Genomic DNA, 12,969 nt, shown 5'->3' with positions numbered 1-12,969 from the left:
ATAATTCCTCCTGAATATTGTCAGAATATATTTATTAGTCTTCCATGCCCTTCATGTATTCCACGAACTGCTTTGCAACTCTCGGTGAACGTCCTGCTCTCGAAAGCGCATAAGCCTCAGCCTTTTGAAGCACCTCATCAATAGGAGTTTTAAGCTCGTATTGCTTTGCAAGTTTCTCAACTACATCAAGGTAAATCTTCTTGTCAGGCTTCTGATATGTGACAGTAAGTCCAAAACGGTCTGACAGTGAAAGAAGCTCCTGCATAGTGTCTTTGAAGTGTATCTCGTCACCCTCTCGTGAGGAGAACGTCTCGTGTACAAGATGTCTTCTGTTTGAGGTAGCATAAATGCAGAGATTGTCCGCAGTTGATGAAACGCTTCCCTCGAGGATAGCTTTCAGTGCCGCAAAATCATCATCGTCCTCTGTGAATGAAAGGTCGTCTATGAAGATAATGAACTTCAATGGATTTTTGCTTACCGTTTCTACAATGGCTGGTATCTCATGGAGCTGCTTCTTTTTAAGCTCGATAAGTCTGAGACCCTTGCAGGCATATTCGTTTGCTATGGCCTTGACAGTTGAGGACTTGCCTGTACCGCAGTCACCATAAAGCAGAACGTTGTTGGCAGGCTTGCCTTTCAAAAGCGCAAGAGTGTTGTTTATAACCTCCTGACGCTCACGTTCATAATTGTGCAGGTCGGAAAGCTTTATGTCATCAGGATATTCAACCGGAACTATCTTTCCGTCTTTGATAACAAATACATGATACTGAGAATAGATGCCGTAACCGTACTGACCGATAGCGTGTATACGGTCGGCATATATCTGTGAGAAGTCAAGTTTCTGCGTTGCGTATCTCGGCAGAAAGCCGTCATAGTCTATCTTTGAGATTATCTCGTCACTTGGTATCTGTGAAAGCTCCTCGATAACGGCAAGCTCGTTTGCAAGACATTCCTCCAAAAGCGCACCTGTCTCCTTGCCTTCTCCTTTTTTTAGCATAAAAAGGTTTTCATTTTCAAGAACCAGTTTGAGCATATATTCTGTAAGATTATCCGAATATGCAAAAAGCTCAGCCACAAAATCTGAGTATTTTTCTATAGCCATGTCGCTGTCAGATTCGCATACAGCAAGTGTTTCAAGTAGCTTTTCAAAGACAGGAACTTCATGTAAGCTCTTGAATATTACTAATGTGTGTGCCTGGCGGCAGAGTGCCTTAAAATCGTGCATTATGAACACTTCTTTCTTCATATTTTATATTTATTCTTTATTATACAACATATCATTACTTTTCGTCAACATCTACATTGCACGATTTTAACAAAAAACATTACCGCTTTTTGTAGCTTAAAGCAAAATATTTTTGCCCGTTATGATTTACTTTTGTTTTGAAAAATGCTATAATACTATAATAGACCATTATAGAAATAAAAGGAGAAATGGATATGACGGACAAAAACGTATCTATCATGAATATCGGCAGTATGGGTTATCTTCCACAAGTATTCAAAAAGATAGAGAATGAAAAAAAGCTTAGCATTGTTTATTTGGGTGGCTCGATAACAATGGGCTGTAATGCTACAAAAACTGAGTTAAGATATGTTGACCGCAGTGCAAAATGGTGGCAGACGAATTTTCCTGACGCTGAGATAAGCTACTTCAATGCTGGTATTGGTGCAACTACCTCGCAGTTTGGGGTGGCAAGAGTGCAGGAACACGTCCTTGACAAACAGCCAGACCTTGTTTTCGTTGAGTTTTCGGTAAACGACAGCAGTTCGCCCCTATTTATGGAAACGTACGAGAGCCTTGTAAGACGTCTGCTGAAAGCTGAGAGCGTCAAGGCAGTTGTGCTTATAAACAATCTTTTTTACGATACAGGCACAAATGCACAGGGTATACATAACGCTATCGGTCTGCACTATGACCTGCCTATCGTCAGTGTAAGAAACTACATTTTCCCTGAGATACAGCTTGGCAACGTTTGTCTTGCAGACTACACAGCGGATATGCTCCACCCTACAGACCTAGGTCACAAGATGATAGCTGATCTTATCTGCAATCTGCTTGATACAGAATATTCATACTATAAGAAGCTCGGTGCAGAGAAAAAGCCTTCACTTCCTGAGCCATTTACAGCAAGCAGATATGAGGACGCACAGCGCTTTCAGAACTATAGTTGTTCGCCCGTTATGGAGGGCTTTGAGCCTGATACTCATGCGGCAGAGCAGTGGAGCGACCCATTCAAGGGTGGTTGGATAGCTCACAAGCAGGGAAGTTGTATTAAATTCAACGTGAGTGGAAGTATTATAATGCTGCAATACAGAAAGACTATCAACAAGCCTGCGCCTGTTGCATATGCTGTCATAGACGGTGACAGGCAAAACAAAGTTCTTCTTGACGCCAACTTTGACGAGGATTGGGGAGACCTTTGCTGTCTTGAGGAGATATACAGCGGAGCAAAGGGAGAACACACTGTTGAGATAGTTATTGACACAGAGGGTAAAGAAAATAGCGATTTTATGCTTATTTCTGTCATTACAGCAAACAAATAGAAACGTAAATAAGTGAAAAATTTTACTCGAATCTATTGACTTTATGACATAACGATTGTATAATAAATATATATTATTAAATTAGGAGGCATTCTCTAATGAACGATTTTTTCAAAATTGCTGACAAGTACCTCAAGCCGGTAACTACTGGTGCAGGTGTTGTTCTGGGTCTTGCAGTTACATATGCAGCAGGAAGCTATCTTTCAGGTATGAGCAAGCTGTATGGCGGTTTCTACACATTCATGTATGTACTGTTCTGGATAGCATTTGTTCTTCTTGTTATCTGCGGTATCTACACACTTTTTAAGAAGTATGCAGGTTCTGTTCCACAGCAGAACGCTCCACAGCAGACGTATGCACAGCCACAGGCTCAGGCCGCACCACAGGGTGAAAAGTTCTGCCCAACTTGCGGAGGTAAAGTTCCGGCTGGAAATCAGTTCTGCCCTAACTGCGGCAACAAGATAAACTAATCTTAAAGTTTTGCAGATAAAACGCCCTTGATTTTCAGGGGCGTTTTTTTGTTAGAAAACGCATAAAAGTATGCCAAATGGGGAATAAATATGTGCAGTTTGGAAAAAGTGAAAAAATTCTCGAAAACCCCTTGACAAATGGGTGGAAAATTGGTATAATAATTAAGTCGTTGCAGGACGATATGAGTTATTAGCTCAGTTGGCAGAGCATTTGACTTTTAATCAAAGGGTCCGGGGTTCGAATCCCCGATAGCTCACCACTAGGGAAATATCCTTAGTCAAGATCACGCCTTACTTTGTTAGGGCGTGATTTTTTTATGTCTGTTATATGTGATGATAAAATGGACAAGCAAGTGGTGATGAGCGAGCGACCTCAGATTGCCCCTACACTGCATTTATACAACAAAAAAAGCAGCCCCTGTGGACTGCTTTTTCTGAGCTTTCGCTTGATCCTTATATGACAAAAAACTATCTGATTACGTTAAATGCGCCCATTTGTGGATAAACAGCGCTTTCGCCAAGTTCTTCCTCAATTCTGAGAAGCTGATTGTATTTTGCGACACGCTCACTTCTGCTTGGTGCGCCTGTCTTTATCTGGCAAGTGTTGAGAGCAACTGCAAGGTCAGCGATAGTTGTGTCTGCTGTTTCACCTGAACGGTGTGAAGAAATCGCAGTGTAGCCTGCCTTATGAGCCATTTTGATAGCCTCAAGTGTTTCAGAAACTGAGCCTATCTGATTGAGCTTGATAAGGATAGAGTTGCCGCAGCCAAGGCTGATGCCCTTTGCAAGTCTTTCTGTATTTGTTACGAACAGATCGTCGCCAACGAGCTGCACCTTGCCGCCAAGCTCCTTAGTGAGAAGCTGCCAGCCCTCCCAATCTTCTTCGTCGAGAGCGTCCTCGATAGAGATGATAGGGTATTTTTCAACGAGTTTCTTCCAGTGTTCGATAAGCTCAGCAGAAGTGAACTTTGTGCCAGCCTTTGGAAGAACGTACTCGCCCTTCTTTGAGCCTTTCCACTCGCTTGAAGCAGCGTCCATTGCTATCATGAAGTCCTTACCCGGCTCATAACCTGCATTCTTAACAGCTTCGAGTATATACTGGATAGCTTCCTCGTCGCTTGCAAGGTCAGGAGCAAAGCCGCCCTCGTCGCCTACAGAAGTAGCAAGTCCCTTTGATTTAAGCAGGGCAGCCAGAGCGTGGAAAACCTCAGCGCACCAGCGGAGTGCTTCCTTAAAGCTTGGAGCGCCAACAGGCATTATCATAAATTCCTGAACGTCAACAGTGTTTGCAGCATGAGCGCCACCGTTAAGAATGTTCATCATAGGAACAGGAAGTCTGTTTCCTGATATGCCACCGAGAAATCTGTATAGAGGAATATCCAGAGAGATAGAAGCCGCTCTTGCAGCAGCGATAGAAACAGCGAGGATAGCGTTAGCGCCAAGCTTTGACTTATCCTTAGTGCCGTCAGCCTTTATCATAGCCCTATCAACGGCATAGATGTCAGAAGCGTCAAGTCCGCAGACTGCGTCATTGATAGCAGTGTTGATGTTCTCAACTGCTTTTGTTACGCCCTTTCCGCCATATCTGCCCTTATCGCCGTCACGAAGCTCAAGGGCCTCAAACTCGCCTGTTGACGCACCGCTCGGTGCAGTGCCTCTGCCCACTGTTCCGTCTGCGAGATATACCTCAGCTTCAACAGTTGGGTTTCCTCTGGAATCCAGAATTTCACGTCCGATTACTTTTACGATCTCAAGATAGTTCATAATATAAGCTCCTTTTTAATATTATGCAGACTACCCGAACGCACCACCATTCGGGCTGATGACATTTCGCTCTTGTCATCATAGAGAAGTCTGCATGATTTATTCTCACGTGGTTAGTAGCTACTAACCACATTTATTTTACCACGTGCGAAGCCGTATGTCAATCTTAGTTAGGCATATCTAACACATTTCATAGGTATGCACAAAAGGTGTACTGCCTGCAGGCATGGCTATTGACTTTTTGAACAACAGATAAGCTTTGCGAAACTTTTCGTTTGTTATTATTGACAAGCTTTGTGAGAATATTCGTTTTGGGCGTGATCTTATTTATGCTGAAAACCGCACAAAGCATGGTAGGGTATAAAAAAAGCGGTGCAGAGATCGTTCTCCCACACCGCCTTGATCTATTTCTCACTTTTCACTTGACTCTGCCAGTGCATTCGCCATTCTCAGATCGCTGTCTGTGGTTATCTTGAAATTCATTGCGTCCCCGACAACAAGGTATATATCCTCATTGCAAGATGTAAAAACAGAACAAGTATCCGTCAGCTTTTTGTTTTGCTCCTCGCTAAGCGAATAATAATTCTTCCTCAGCTCCGAAAGTCTGAAAGTTTGCGGAGTTTGCGCCTGATAAAGCTCGCTTCTGTTAAGCGTTTCCCTGACCTTTTCGCCGTCAGATCTTATTATGGTATCAGCCGCAGGCATATAAGTTCCGCAGGCGGAATGTTTCGTCATTGCCTCGATATTGTCCTTTATTATCTTCTCCGTCACAAATGGTCTTACAGCGTCATGGGTGAGTATTATGTCCCCCTCATTCTCACCATGTTCAGCGACTATTGCCTCAGCTATGTTCATTACAGTGCCGTTTCTGTCAGCTCCGCCGTCTATGACTTTCACACGCTCTTTGTCTATCCCGAAGCGTTCAAAAAGCTCGTTAGTGTATTCGTGCCAGTCAGGTTTTATGCCCACATAAACCATATCTATCTCTTCCACTGCAAGAAACGCTCTCACTGTTCTGACGATAACAGGCACTCCGCCTATCTCTATAAACTGCTTTGGTATAACCGCACTTTTTACTCTGGAACCGCAGCCTCCTGCAACTATCCCTGCAAATATCATTTTATCTTCTCCTCATATAAAAAAAGTTCGGGACAGCCGTCCGCCCCGAACTTTATCGTTGTGTATTGAATTTACTTTATGCCGTATTTTTTCAGCAGAGCTTCGATCTTTGTGTGTGGGTCGATGACCTGTGAAATTGACTTGTCATGATTGAGTGACGCAATGAAGTAAGCAATGTACTTAGAGCAGTCTACCTCATAGAACCATGGGCTTGAAAGCAGCTCAGGTGTTCTGTATGTGAGGTTTGTGCCGAATACGCCGTCGATGATGCCGTCAGCATAAGCCTTGTTGAATGCTTCAAGACCATTTGTGAAAATTGGATAAGTAGCATAGCAGTAGATCTTGTTAGCTTTACGCTTTTTAAGCTCTACAGCGATATCCAGCATAGACTCGCCTGATGAGATGATATCGTCGGCAATGAAAACGTCCTTGCCGGCAACGTCATTACCCATATATTCGTGAGCAACGATAGGGTTTCTGCCGTCGATGATAGTTGAATAATCTCTTCTCTTGTAGAACATACCGAGGTTTACACCCAGAACAGAAGCATAGTACATATTTCTGTTGATAGCGCCCTCGTCAGGGGAGATTATCATGAAGTGATCCTTGTCAGGTCTGAAATCTGAAAGGTTTTTAAACATTGCCTTGAGAACCTGATAGGAAGGGATTATGTTGTCAAGACCCATGAGTGGAACAGCATTCTGTACTCTTGGGTCGTGAGCGTCAAAAGTAAGGATATTTGAAACGCCCATAGACTGAAGCTCCTGAAGAGCAACTGCACAGTCAAGAGATTCTCTGTAGTTTCTTCTGTGCTGTCTGCCACCGTAAAGGGAAGGCATGATGATGTTTATTCTGTGAGCCTTACCGCCTGCAGCCTGAATTATTCTTTTAAGATCCTGATAATGATCGTCAGGTGACATACTGTTTTCCCTGCCGAAATAGTTGTATGTGCAGCTATAGTTTCCTACGTCGCAGAGAATGAAAAGATCGTCGCCTCTGATAGATGACTTGATAAGACCCTTGCCGTCGCCGGAAGAAAATCTAGGACAAACAGCCTCAACAAGGAAAGTATCCTTAACAAATTCGTTTTCGTTAGCCCATTTTGTAAGATAACCGTCTACCTTCTTGCCAAGCTCGGAAGCGCCTGCCATAGCGATAAGACCAAGCGGTGCAACTCTTGAGTCATTGTCGAACAATACATTGTCAGCATTACCCATTATTATCATATCCTCCAATACTAATTGTTGTCTGACCTCAGGTCAGTACGAAACATACCAATATACATATATTATACTTTATAAATCCCGATTTTACAATAGTTTTTTCGCAAATAATAAATTTTTCTCACTTTTCACAAAAAACACCCTCTCACTGCGGCACATTTAGACACAAAAATCAAGTAAACGTTTCCTAACCGCACGACAGGTAAACTTTTTTTGCATATATAAAAAAGTCCTTGCGTTTTTGGATAAAATGATATATAATAAAATAGAATAGGTATGTGTGCAGTATATTGCACACAACTGACAGAATTATTAAAGGAGTTAATGACATGACAAAAGCACAAAAATATTTCATGGAAATAAAGGATAAGAGAGTAGCGTTCATAGGAACGGGCGTAAGCCATCTGGAGCTTATAAAGCTTTTTCTTTCAAAGGGCATAAGATGCGTTGTCTGCGACAAAAAGACAGAGGACGAATTTGACGAGCTTATTTATGAGGAGCTTTCCGCAAAGGGCTGTGAGTTCTCATTGGGCGAGCATTATCTTGATATCATCTTTAACTGCGATATAGTTTTCAGAACACCCGGTATGTACTACAATGATGAAACTATCACAAAGGCAAGAAAAGCAGGAGTAGCCATTACATCAGAAATGGAAACTTTCTTTGACCTCTGCCCATGCAAGATATACGGCGTAACAGGCTCAGACGGAAAGACTACTACAACCACACTTATCAGCGAAATGCTCAAAGCCGAGGGCAAACGTGTCCATATCGGTGGAAATATCGGCAAGGCTCTTCTGCCTATAGTTGAAACAATGTCAGACAGCGACGTTGCAGTAGTTGAGCTTTCAAGCTTCCAGCTTATCTCAATGAGACAGTCGCCAAACGTTGCCGCAATCACAAACATCACTCCAAACCACCTGAACGTTCACGGAACAATGGAGGAGTATATCGGTGCAAAGGCTAACCTTATCGCTCATCAGAACGGATACTCAAGAACTGTCCTCAATGAGGATAACGAGGAAACAATAAAGCTTGCAGACCTCGTAAGAGGAAAGCTTGTCACATTCTCTCTAAAGCATCCTGTTCAGACAGGCGCATATCTTAATGACGACGGTATGCTTTGCTACACGGAAAAGGGCAGAACTACAGAGATAGTGCACAAGGACGATATAAGGATACCTGGTATCCACAACGTTGCGAACTATCTCACAGCTATCGCCGCAGTATGGGGCGAGGTATCTATCCAGAGCATAGTTCAGGTAGCAAAGAACTTCGGTGGCGTTGAGCATAGAATTGAATTTGTAAGAGAGATAGATGGTGTTAAGTGGTATAACGATTCTATCGCAACCAGCCCTACAAGAGTTATCGCAGGACTTAATTCATTTAATCAGAAGCTTATTGTTATCGCAGGCGGCTATGACAAGAAGATACCTTTTGAACCTCTTGCAGAACCTGTGAACAAGAACGTAAAGATACTCATTCTTCTTGGTGCGACAGCAGACAAGATAGAAAAGGCTGTTACAGAAAGTCCGCTCTATCCTGAAAGCGGTCTGAAAATAGTGAGAGTAAAGACCCTTGAAGAGGCGGTACTCACAGCACAGAAAATGGCTGAAAAGGGCGATGTTGTCACACTTTCACCAGCCTGTGCAAGCTTTGACCTCTATCCTAACTTTGAGGCAAGAGGCAGACATTTCAAGCGACTTGTGAACGAACTCTAATTTTATAAAAAGCAGGGATATGTATTATGGATACATTTGAGATACTGTCACAGCTTTGCTCTGCGGCAGGTGTATCGGGAGCGGAAGGCTCAGCGGCTGAGGCTGCGGCAAAGCTCCTTGAAAAGTATGGCGAAGTCACCTTGGATAACGCTCTTGGCAGTGTTATCTGCAAGGTTGGAAGCTGGGAGGACGGCAAGCCTGTTATGCTTCTTGACGCCCATATAGACGAGATAGGCATGATAGTCACATACATCACAGAGGACGGCTTTTTGAAAATATCAGGCTGCGGTGGCCTTGATACAAGGCTTCTTTTGGCTCAGCAGGTGACAGTTTACGGCAAAGAAAAGCTCACGGGCATCGTGACTTCAACTCCGCCTCACCTTGAAAAAGACAGCTCTGTCGCACCAGACCTTGACAGCGTTTTCATAGATATAGGTTTTACGAGCCGTGAAAATGCAGCAAAGTATGTTTCCCTTGGTGACAGAGTGCTTATAGAAAACAAGGCCGAAAGGCTCGCAGGAAGCCGTGTGACATCTAAAGCAATTGACGACAGGTCAGGCTGTACGGCTATTCTAAAGACTTTGGAGCTTCTCAATGGTCAGCAGACAGCTTATAATATCGCAGTGTGCTTTTCAACTCAGGAAGAAGTTGGCGAGCGTGGTGCAAAAACAACAGCATATGATATCAGTGCAGACTATGCGATAGTGGTGGACGTTTCCTTTGCTAGGACTCATTATGAGAGCGAGGAAGAGTGCGGCATAATGGGCAAGGGAGCGATGATAGGCATTGCTCCGTCCCTTTCACGAGATATGTCAGATGGCTTTATTAGCCTTGCAGAAGAAAAGGACATACCATATCAGCTTGAAGTTATGAGCGGAAAAACAGGCACGAACGCTGACACTATCGGCGTGAGCGGAAGCGGAACAAAAGCCGTTACCATATCCATTCCGGAAAAGCATATGCACACGCCTGTGGAGATAGTGGATATAAATGATATTGATAATACGGCTCTGCTTATTGCAGAATATCTGAAAAGAGTGTAGATATTTATGTTGGATAAACTGAAAGACCTCTGCCTCCTTGACGGCATTTCAGGCGACGAGGGAGCGGTAAGAGAATATATAATAGATAAAATAGGCGATAAAGCTGAAATAAGGGTGGATAACCTTGGCAATGTCATAGCTTTCTGTAAGGGCAAAAAGGCCCCAAAGAATAAGATAATGGTGTCTGCTCATATGGACGAGGTTGGCATGATAGTCACCTATGTGAATTCTGACGGCACGCTGAAAGTGTCATCAGTTGGCGGTGTTGACCCAAGAGTTGTTTTCGGCAGACGTGTCAAAATCGGCAGGAATAACGTCCTTGGCGTTGTGGGGGGAAAGGCTATCCATAACCTCACAGCTGAGGAGAGAAAAAAGTCTGTGCCTTTTGATAAGCTTACCATAGATATAGGTGTTGACAGCCGTGAGGAAGCCTTAAAGCTTGTGCGCCTTGGAGACAGTGTGAGATTTGTTTCCAATTTTGTAGAGTTCGGCGAGGGCTTCGTGAAGTGCAAGGCTATAGACGACAGAGCAGGCTGTGCAATAATGCTCAGAATGATAGAAGAGGGCGTGGAGTATGACACATATTTCACCTTCGTGGTGCAGGAGGAGATAGGTTTGCGTGGCTCGACCTGTGCGGCGTTCACTGTTGCGCCTGATTATGCGGTGGTGCTTGAATCCACAACTGCGGCGGATATTCCATCGGCTTCTGGAGAGAAAAGGGTATGTGAGCTTGGAAAAGGTCCTGTTGTTTCATATATGGACAGACACACAATGTATGACCGTGAGCTTTTTGAGCTTGCATTTTCTGCGGCGGAAGAGAACGGCATACCGTGCCAGACCAAAACAATGGTGGCAGGAGGAAATGACGCAGGTGCGATACACGTTTCCCGTGGTGGTGTAAAGACTGCCGCGGTTTCGCTCCCTTGCAGATATCTTCATTCGCCTAGCTGCGTGATAAATAAGGCGGACTTTGAGAACGCTTATGTTCTTACAAAATTGATCTTGGATAGGACTTATAACAAATGATCTATGAAACCAAAGAGATCAGCTCAGAACTGCTGAGCGGTCTTAAACCTAACAATTATACAAGGCGTATAAAGTCGCACTTTGCGGCATACGGCACAGGGTATGATTTTCTGCATTTCTATGCCGTTGAGGAAAGCGGAGAAAAGCTTGGTATCATATCAGTATTCAACGCCTCTATGATGATATCGACTTTCAAGGATAAGAGATTTGACGACAAGGTATTGGGCGAGCTCGCAGGGTTCATTCTTATGAACAAGCCTGCCGCAGTGGAGTTCGAGGCGGAGTATTCAGACAAGCTTGCAGAACTCACTAAGACGGAGTATAAGGGTGACAAGCGGACGGAGTTCAGCTTTGTTGCAAAGAATGATATCCCACCCCTTGACGTGAACGAGCTTCCAAAACTCGATGATGTTTTCAGGATACTTGCACCATGCTTTCCTGCAATAAGAAATTCCTATGAGCTGTGGCTTACGGATACTTCCCACAGAGTAAGGAGAGGACTTTCACAGTCATTCCTGCTTGGAAACTACACCACTGCCACTATACAGTATATCATAGATGGCGTGGCACTTGTGGGACACGTTGGAACGATACCTGAGGAGCGTGGAAAATTCCATGCAAGACAGCTTTTGTATTGGATAGGTGAAAAGCTCACACAGGACGGCTTTCAGGTTAGATTGTTTGCAAGACCCCATAGAGTGAGCTATTATGAGGAGATAGGCTTTAAAGCCTGCGGAATAGATCTTGTATTGGAGAGAATTGAAAATGAATGAATGTATATTTGATATAGACCCAAAGCTTTTATCTCTTGCCTCCGAGGCAGAGAATGAGTGCAGGGAGATGTTTGAAAAAATAGACAGCAACGCCGAGTATAACGGACAGAAAGTGCTGAAAGCTTTTATCGACAATCGTGTGAGCGAGGGCTGTCTTAAAGGCACAACAGGTTACGGATACGGCGACATGGGCAGAGATACTATAGACAAGGTGTTCGCTCAGGCACTTGGCGGTGAAGATGCTTTGGTAAGACACACTTTTGTGAACGGCACTCATGCACTGTCAACAGCGCTTTTCGGAGTGCTTAGAAGCGGAGACACAATGCTTGCCTGCACTGGAAAGCCTTATGATACCCTTGAGGAGATAATCGGTATCAGAGGTGAAAAGGGCAACGGCTCACTTATTGATTTCGGTGTAAAGTATGAGCAGGTAGACTTGGTGGACGAGATGTACCCTGATTATGACGAGATAGCAAAGAAAGCCGTTGGTGCAAAGATAGCCTATATCCAGCGTTCAAGAGGTTATTCTCTCAGACCGTCACTGACAGTGGAGATAATCGGAAAGATAGCAGAAACAGCAAAGAAAGCTAATCCTGATATAATCGTCATGGTGGATAACTGTTACGGTGAGTTTGTTGAAAGAAAAGAGCCACTGAGCGTTGGTGCAGATATCATCATAGGCTCGCTTATCAAAAATCCAGGCGGTGGAATTGCTTCTACAGGCGGATATATCTGCGGCAGAGCAGACCTTGTGGAAAAGTGTGCCGACAGGCTCACCTGCGTTGGCATGGGCAAGGAAGTTGGTTGTTCACTTAATCAAAACAGAGAAATGCTCCTTGGCTTTTTCATGGCACCACAGGTGGTCGCATCAGCACTGAAAACTTCCGTTTTCGCCTGCCGTTTCTTTGAAAAACTTGGCTACAAGACCCTTCCTGAAAGTGGCGAAACAAGAACTGATATAATCGCATCTATTCTTCTTGAAAACGAGGAGAACCTCGTGGCTTTCTGTCAGGGAATACAGAAAGGCTCGCCGGTTGACAGCTATGTTACTCCAGAGGCATGGGATATGCCGGGTTATGACAGCAAGGTTATAATGGCGGCAGGAGCATTCACAATGGGTGCGTCCATAGAGCTTTCCGCCGACGCCCCTATCAGACCGCCGTTTGCCGCATGGCTTCAGGGCGGTATCACATACCCAACAGGCAAAGCAGGCGTTATGCTTGCCGCACAGGAGATGTATAACAAAGGTTTACTTAGAATATAAAATTTGACTGGAAAGGAAT

Annotated in this window: 11 protein-coding genes and 1 tRNA gene; 8 read left to right on the top strand and 4 right to left on the bottom strand. The window is 44.1% G+C overall.

The window, feature by feature from the left end; translation table 11 throughout:
* Positions 1 to 34: 34 nt before the first annotated feature.
* Complete coding sequence (locus WS40_RS02130; RefSeq protein ID WP_022286720.1) at positions 35 to 1,246, bottom strand: ATP-binding protein; 1,212 nt, start codon at positions 1,244 to 1,246, stop codon at positions 35 to 37.
* Between the two features lie 194 nt (positions 1,247 to 1,440).
* Between WS40_RS02130 and WS40_RS02125 the strand changes: the two genes are divergently transcribed.
* From WS40_RS02125 to WS40_RS02115, 3 genes are all read left to right on the top strand, one after another.
* On the top strand, positions 1,441 to 2,547 hold the full coding sequence (locus WS40_RS02125) for an SGNH/GDSL hydrolase family protein (protein WP_325208365.1): 1,107 nt from the start codon (positions 1,441 to 1,443) through the stop codon (positions 2,545 to 2,547).
* A 98-nt stretch (positions 2,548 to 2,645) separates the two neighbouring features.
* Positions 2,646 to 3,017, top strand: coding sequence for a zinc-ribbon domain-containing protein (locus WS40_RS02120; protein WP_046439792.1), 372 nt, complete (start codon positions 2,646 to 2,648; stop codon positions 3,015 to 3,017).
* A 184-nt stretch (positions 3,018 to 3,201) separates the two neighbouring features.
* Positions 3,202 to 3,277 (top strand) — tRNA-Lys (locus WS40_RS02115).
* A 208-nt stretch (positions 3,278 to 3,485) separates the two neighbouring features.
* On the opposite strand, the gene eno is transcribed toward WS40_RS02115, so the two are convergent.
* The 3 genes from eno to WS40_RS02100 all read right to left on the bottom strand — a co-directional run bounded on the left by eno (position 3,486) and on the right by WS40_RS02100 (position 7,117).
* On the bottom strand, positions 3,486 to 4,781 hold the full coding sequence (eno, locus tag WS40_RS02110; RefSeq protein ID WP_046439790.1) for a phosphopyruvate hydratase: 1,296 nt from the start codon (positions 4,779 to 4,781) through the stop codon (positions 3,486 to 3,488).
* 411 nt (positions 4,782 to 5,192) lie between these two features.
* Positions 5,193 to 5,900, bottom strand: a complete 708-nt coding sequence (locus tag WS40_RS02105) for an IspD/TarI family cytidylyltransferase (protein ID WP_046439788.1) — start codon at positions 5,898 to 5,900, stop codon at positions 5,193 to 5,195.
* A 71-nt stretch (positions 5,901 to 5,971) separates the two neighbouring features.
* Positions 5,972 to 7,117, bottom strand: a complete 1,146-nt coding sequence (locus WS40_RS02100; RefSeq protein WP_046439785.1) for a ribose-phosphate pyrophosphokinase — start codon at positions 7,115 to 7,117, stop codon at positions 5,972 to 5,974.
* Positions 7,118 to 7,452: 335 nt separating this feature from the next.
* Here WS40_RS02100 and murD point away from each other — a divergent pair, with 335 nt between their 5' ends.
* Genes murD through WS40_RS02075 form a run of 5 tightly spaced genes read left to right on the top strand, consistent with a single transcriptional unit; the run spans position 7,453 to position 12,950 of the window.
* Positions 7,453 to 8,844 (top strand): UDP-N-acetylmuramoyl-L-alanine--D-glutamate ligase, encoded by a 1,392-nt coding sequence (gene murD / locus WS40_RS02095; protein WP_046439783.1) that lies wholly within the window; start codon positions 7,453 to 7,455, stop codon positions 8,842 to 8,844.
* 26 nt (positions 8,845 to 8,870) lie between these two features.
* Complete coding sequence (locus tag WS40_RS02090) at positions 8,871 to 9,887, top strand: hypothetical protein (protein ID WP_046439781.1); 1,017 nt, start codon at positions 8,871 to 8,873, stop codon at positions 9,885 to 9,887.
* Between the two features lie 6 nt (positions 9,888 to 9,893).
* The gene (locus WS40_RS02085; protein ID WP_046439779.1) at positions 9,894 to 10,913 is read left to right on the top strand and encodes a M42 family metallopeptidase; all 1,020 of its coding nucleotides are present in this window, start codon (positions 9,894 to 9,896) and stop codon (positions 10,911 to 10,913) included.
* Positions 10,910 to 11,686, top strand: a complete 777-nt coding sequence (locus tag WS40_RS02080; protein WP_046439777.1) for a hypothetical protein — start codon at positions 10,910 to 10,912, stop codon at positions 11,684 to 11,686. Before WS40_RS02085 ends, WS40_RS02080 begins: the two co-directional genes overlap by 4 nt.
* Entirely contained in the window at positions 11,679 to 12,950 is a 1,272-nt protein-coding gene (locus tag WS40_RS02075; protein WP_046439775.1) for a methionine gamma-lyase family protein, read from the top strand. Before WS40_RS02080 ends, WS40_RS02075 begins: the two co-directional genes overlap by 8 nt.
* Positions 12,951 to 12,969: the final 19 nt, after the last annotated feature.

This window comes from Ruminococcus sp. N15.MGS-57 (assembly GCF_000980385.1).
Taxonomy (GTDB): Bacteria; Bacillota; Clostridia; order Oscillospirales; family Ruminococcaceae; genus Hominimerdicola; species Hominimerdicola aceti.
Note: the sequence above shows the minus strand (reverse complement) of the source record. Positions and strands in the feature narration are given on the sequence as shown.

What these genes read in the sequence shown, in the direction of transcription:
- WS40_RS02130 (WP_022286720.1), bottom strand. Translation starts at nt 1,246, where the DNA reads ATGAAGAAAGAAGTGTTCATAATGCACGATTTTAAGGCACTCTGCCGC.
- WS40_RS02125 (WP_325208365.1), top strand. Translation starts at nt 1,441, where the DNA reads ATGACGGACAAAAACGTATCTATCATGAATATCGGCAGTATGGGTTAT.
- WS40_RS02120 (WP_046439792.1), top strand. Translation starts at nt 2,646, where the DNA reads ATGAACGATTTTTTCAAAATTGCTGACAAGTACCTCAAGCCGGTAACT.
- eno (WP_046439790.1), bottom strand. Translation starts at nt 4,781, where the DNA reads ATGAACTATCTTGAGATCGTAAAAGTAATCGGACGTGAAATTCTGGAT.
- WS40_RS02105 (WP_046439788.1), bottom strand. Translation starts at nt 5,900, where the DNA reads ATGATATTTGCAGGGATAGTTGCAGGAGGCTGCGGTTCCAGAGTAAAA.
- WS40_RS02100 (WP_046439785.1), bottom strand. Translation starts at nt 7,117, where the DNA reads ATGGGTAATGCTGACAATGTATTGTTCGACAATGACTCAAGAGTTGCA.
- murD (WP_046439783.1), top strand. Translation starts at nt 7,453, where the DNA reads ATGACAAAAGCACAAAAATATTTCATGGAAATAAAGGATAAGAGAGTA.
- WS40_RS02090 (WP_046439781.1), top strand. Translation starts at nt 8,871, where the DNA reads ATGGATACATTTGAGATACTGTCACAGCTTTGCTCTGCGGCAGGTGTA.
- WS40_RS02085 (WP_046439779.1), top strand. Translation starts at nt 9,894, where the DNA reads ATGTTGGATAAACTGAAAGACCTCTGCCTCCTTGACGGCATTTCAGGC.
- WS40_RS02080 (WP_046439777.1), top strand. Translation starts at nt 10,910, where the DNA reads ATGATCTATGAAACCAAAGAGATCAGCTCAGAACTGCTGAGCGGTCTT.
- WS40_RS02075 (WP_046439775.1), top strand. Translation starts at nt 11,679, where the DNA reads ATGAATGAATGTATATTTGATATAGACCCAAAGCTTTTATCTCTTGCC.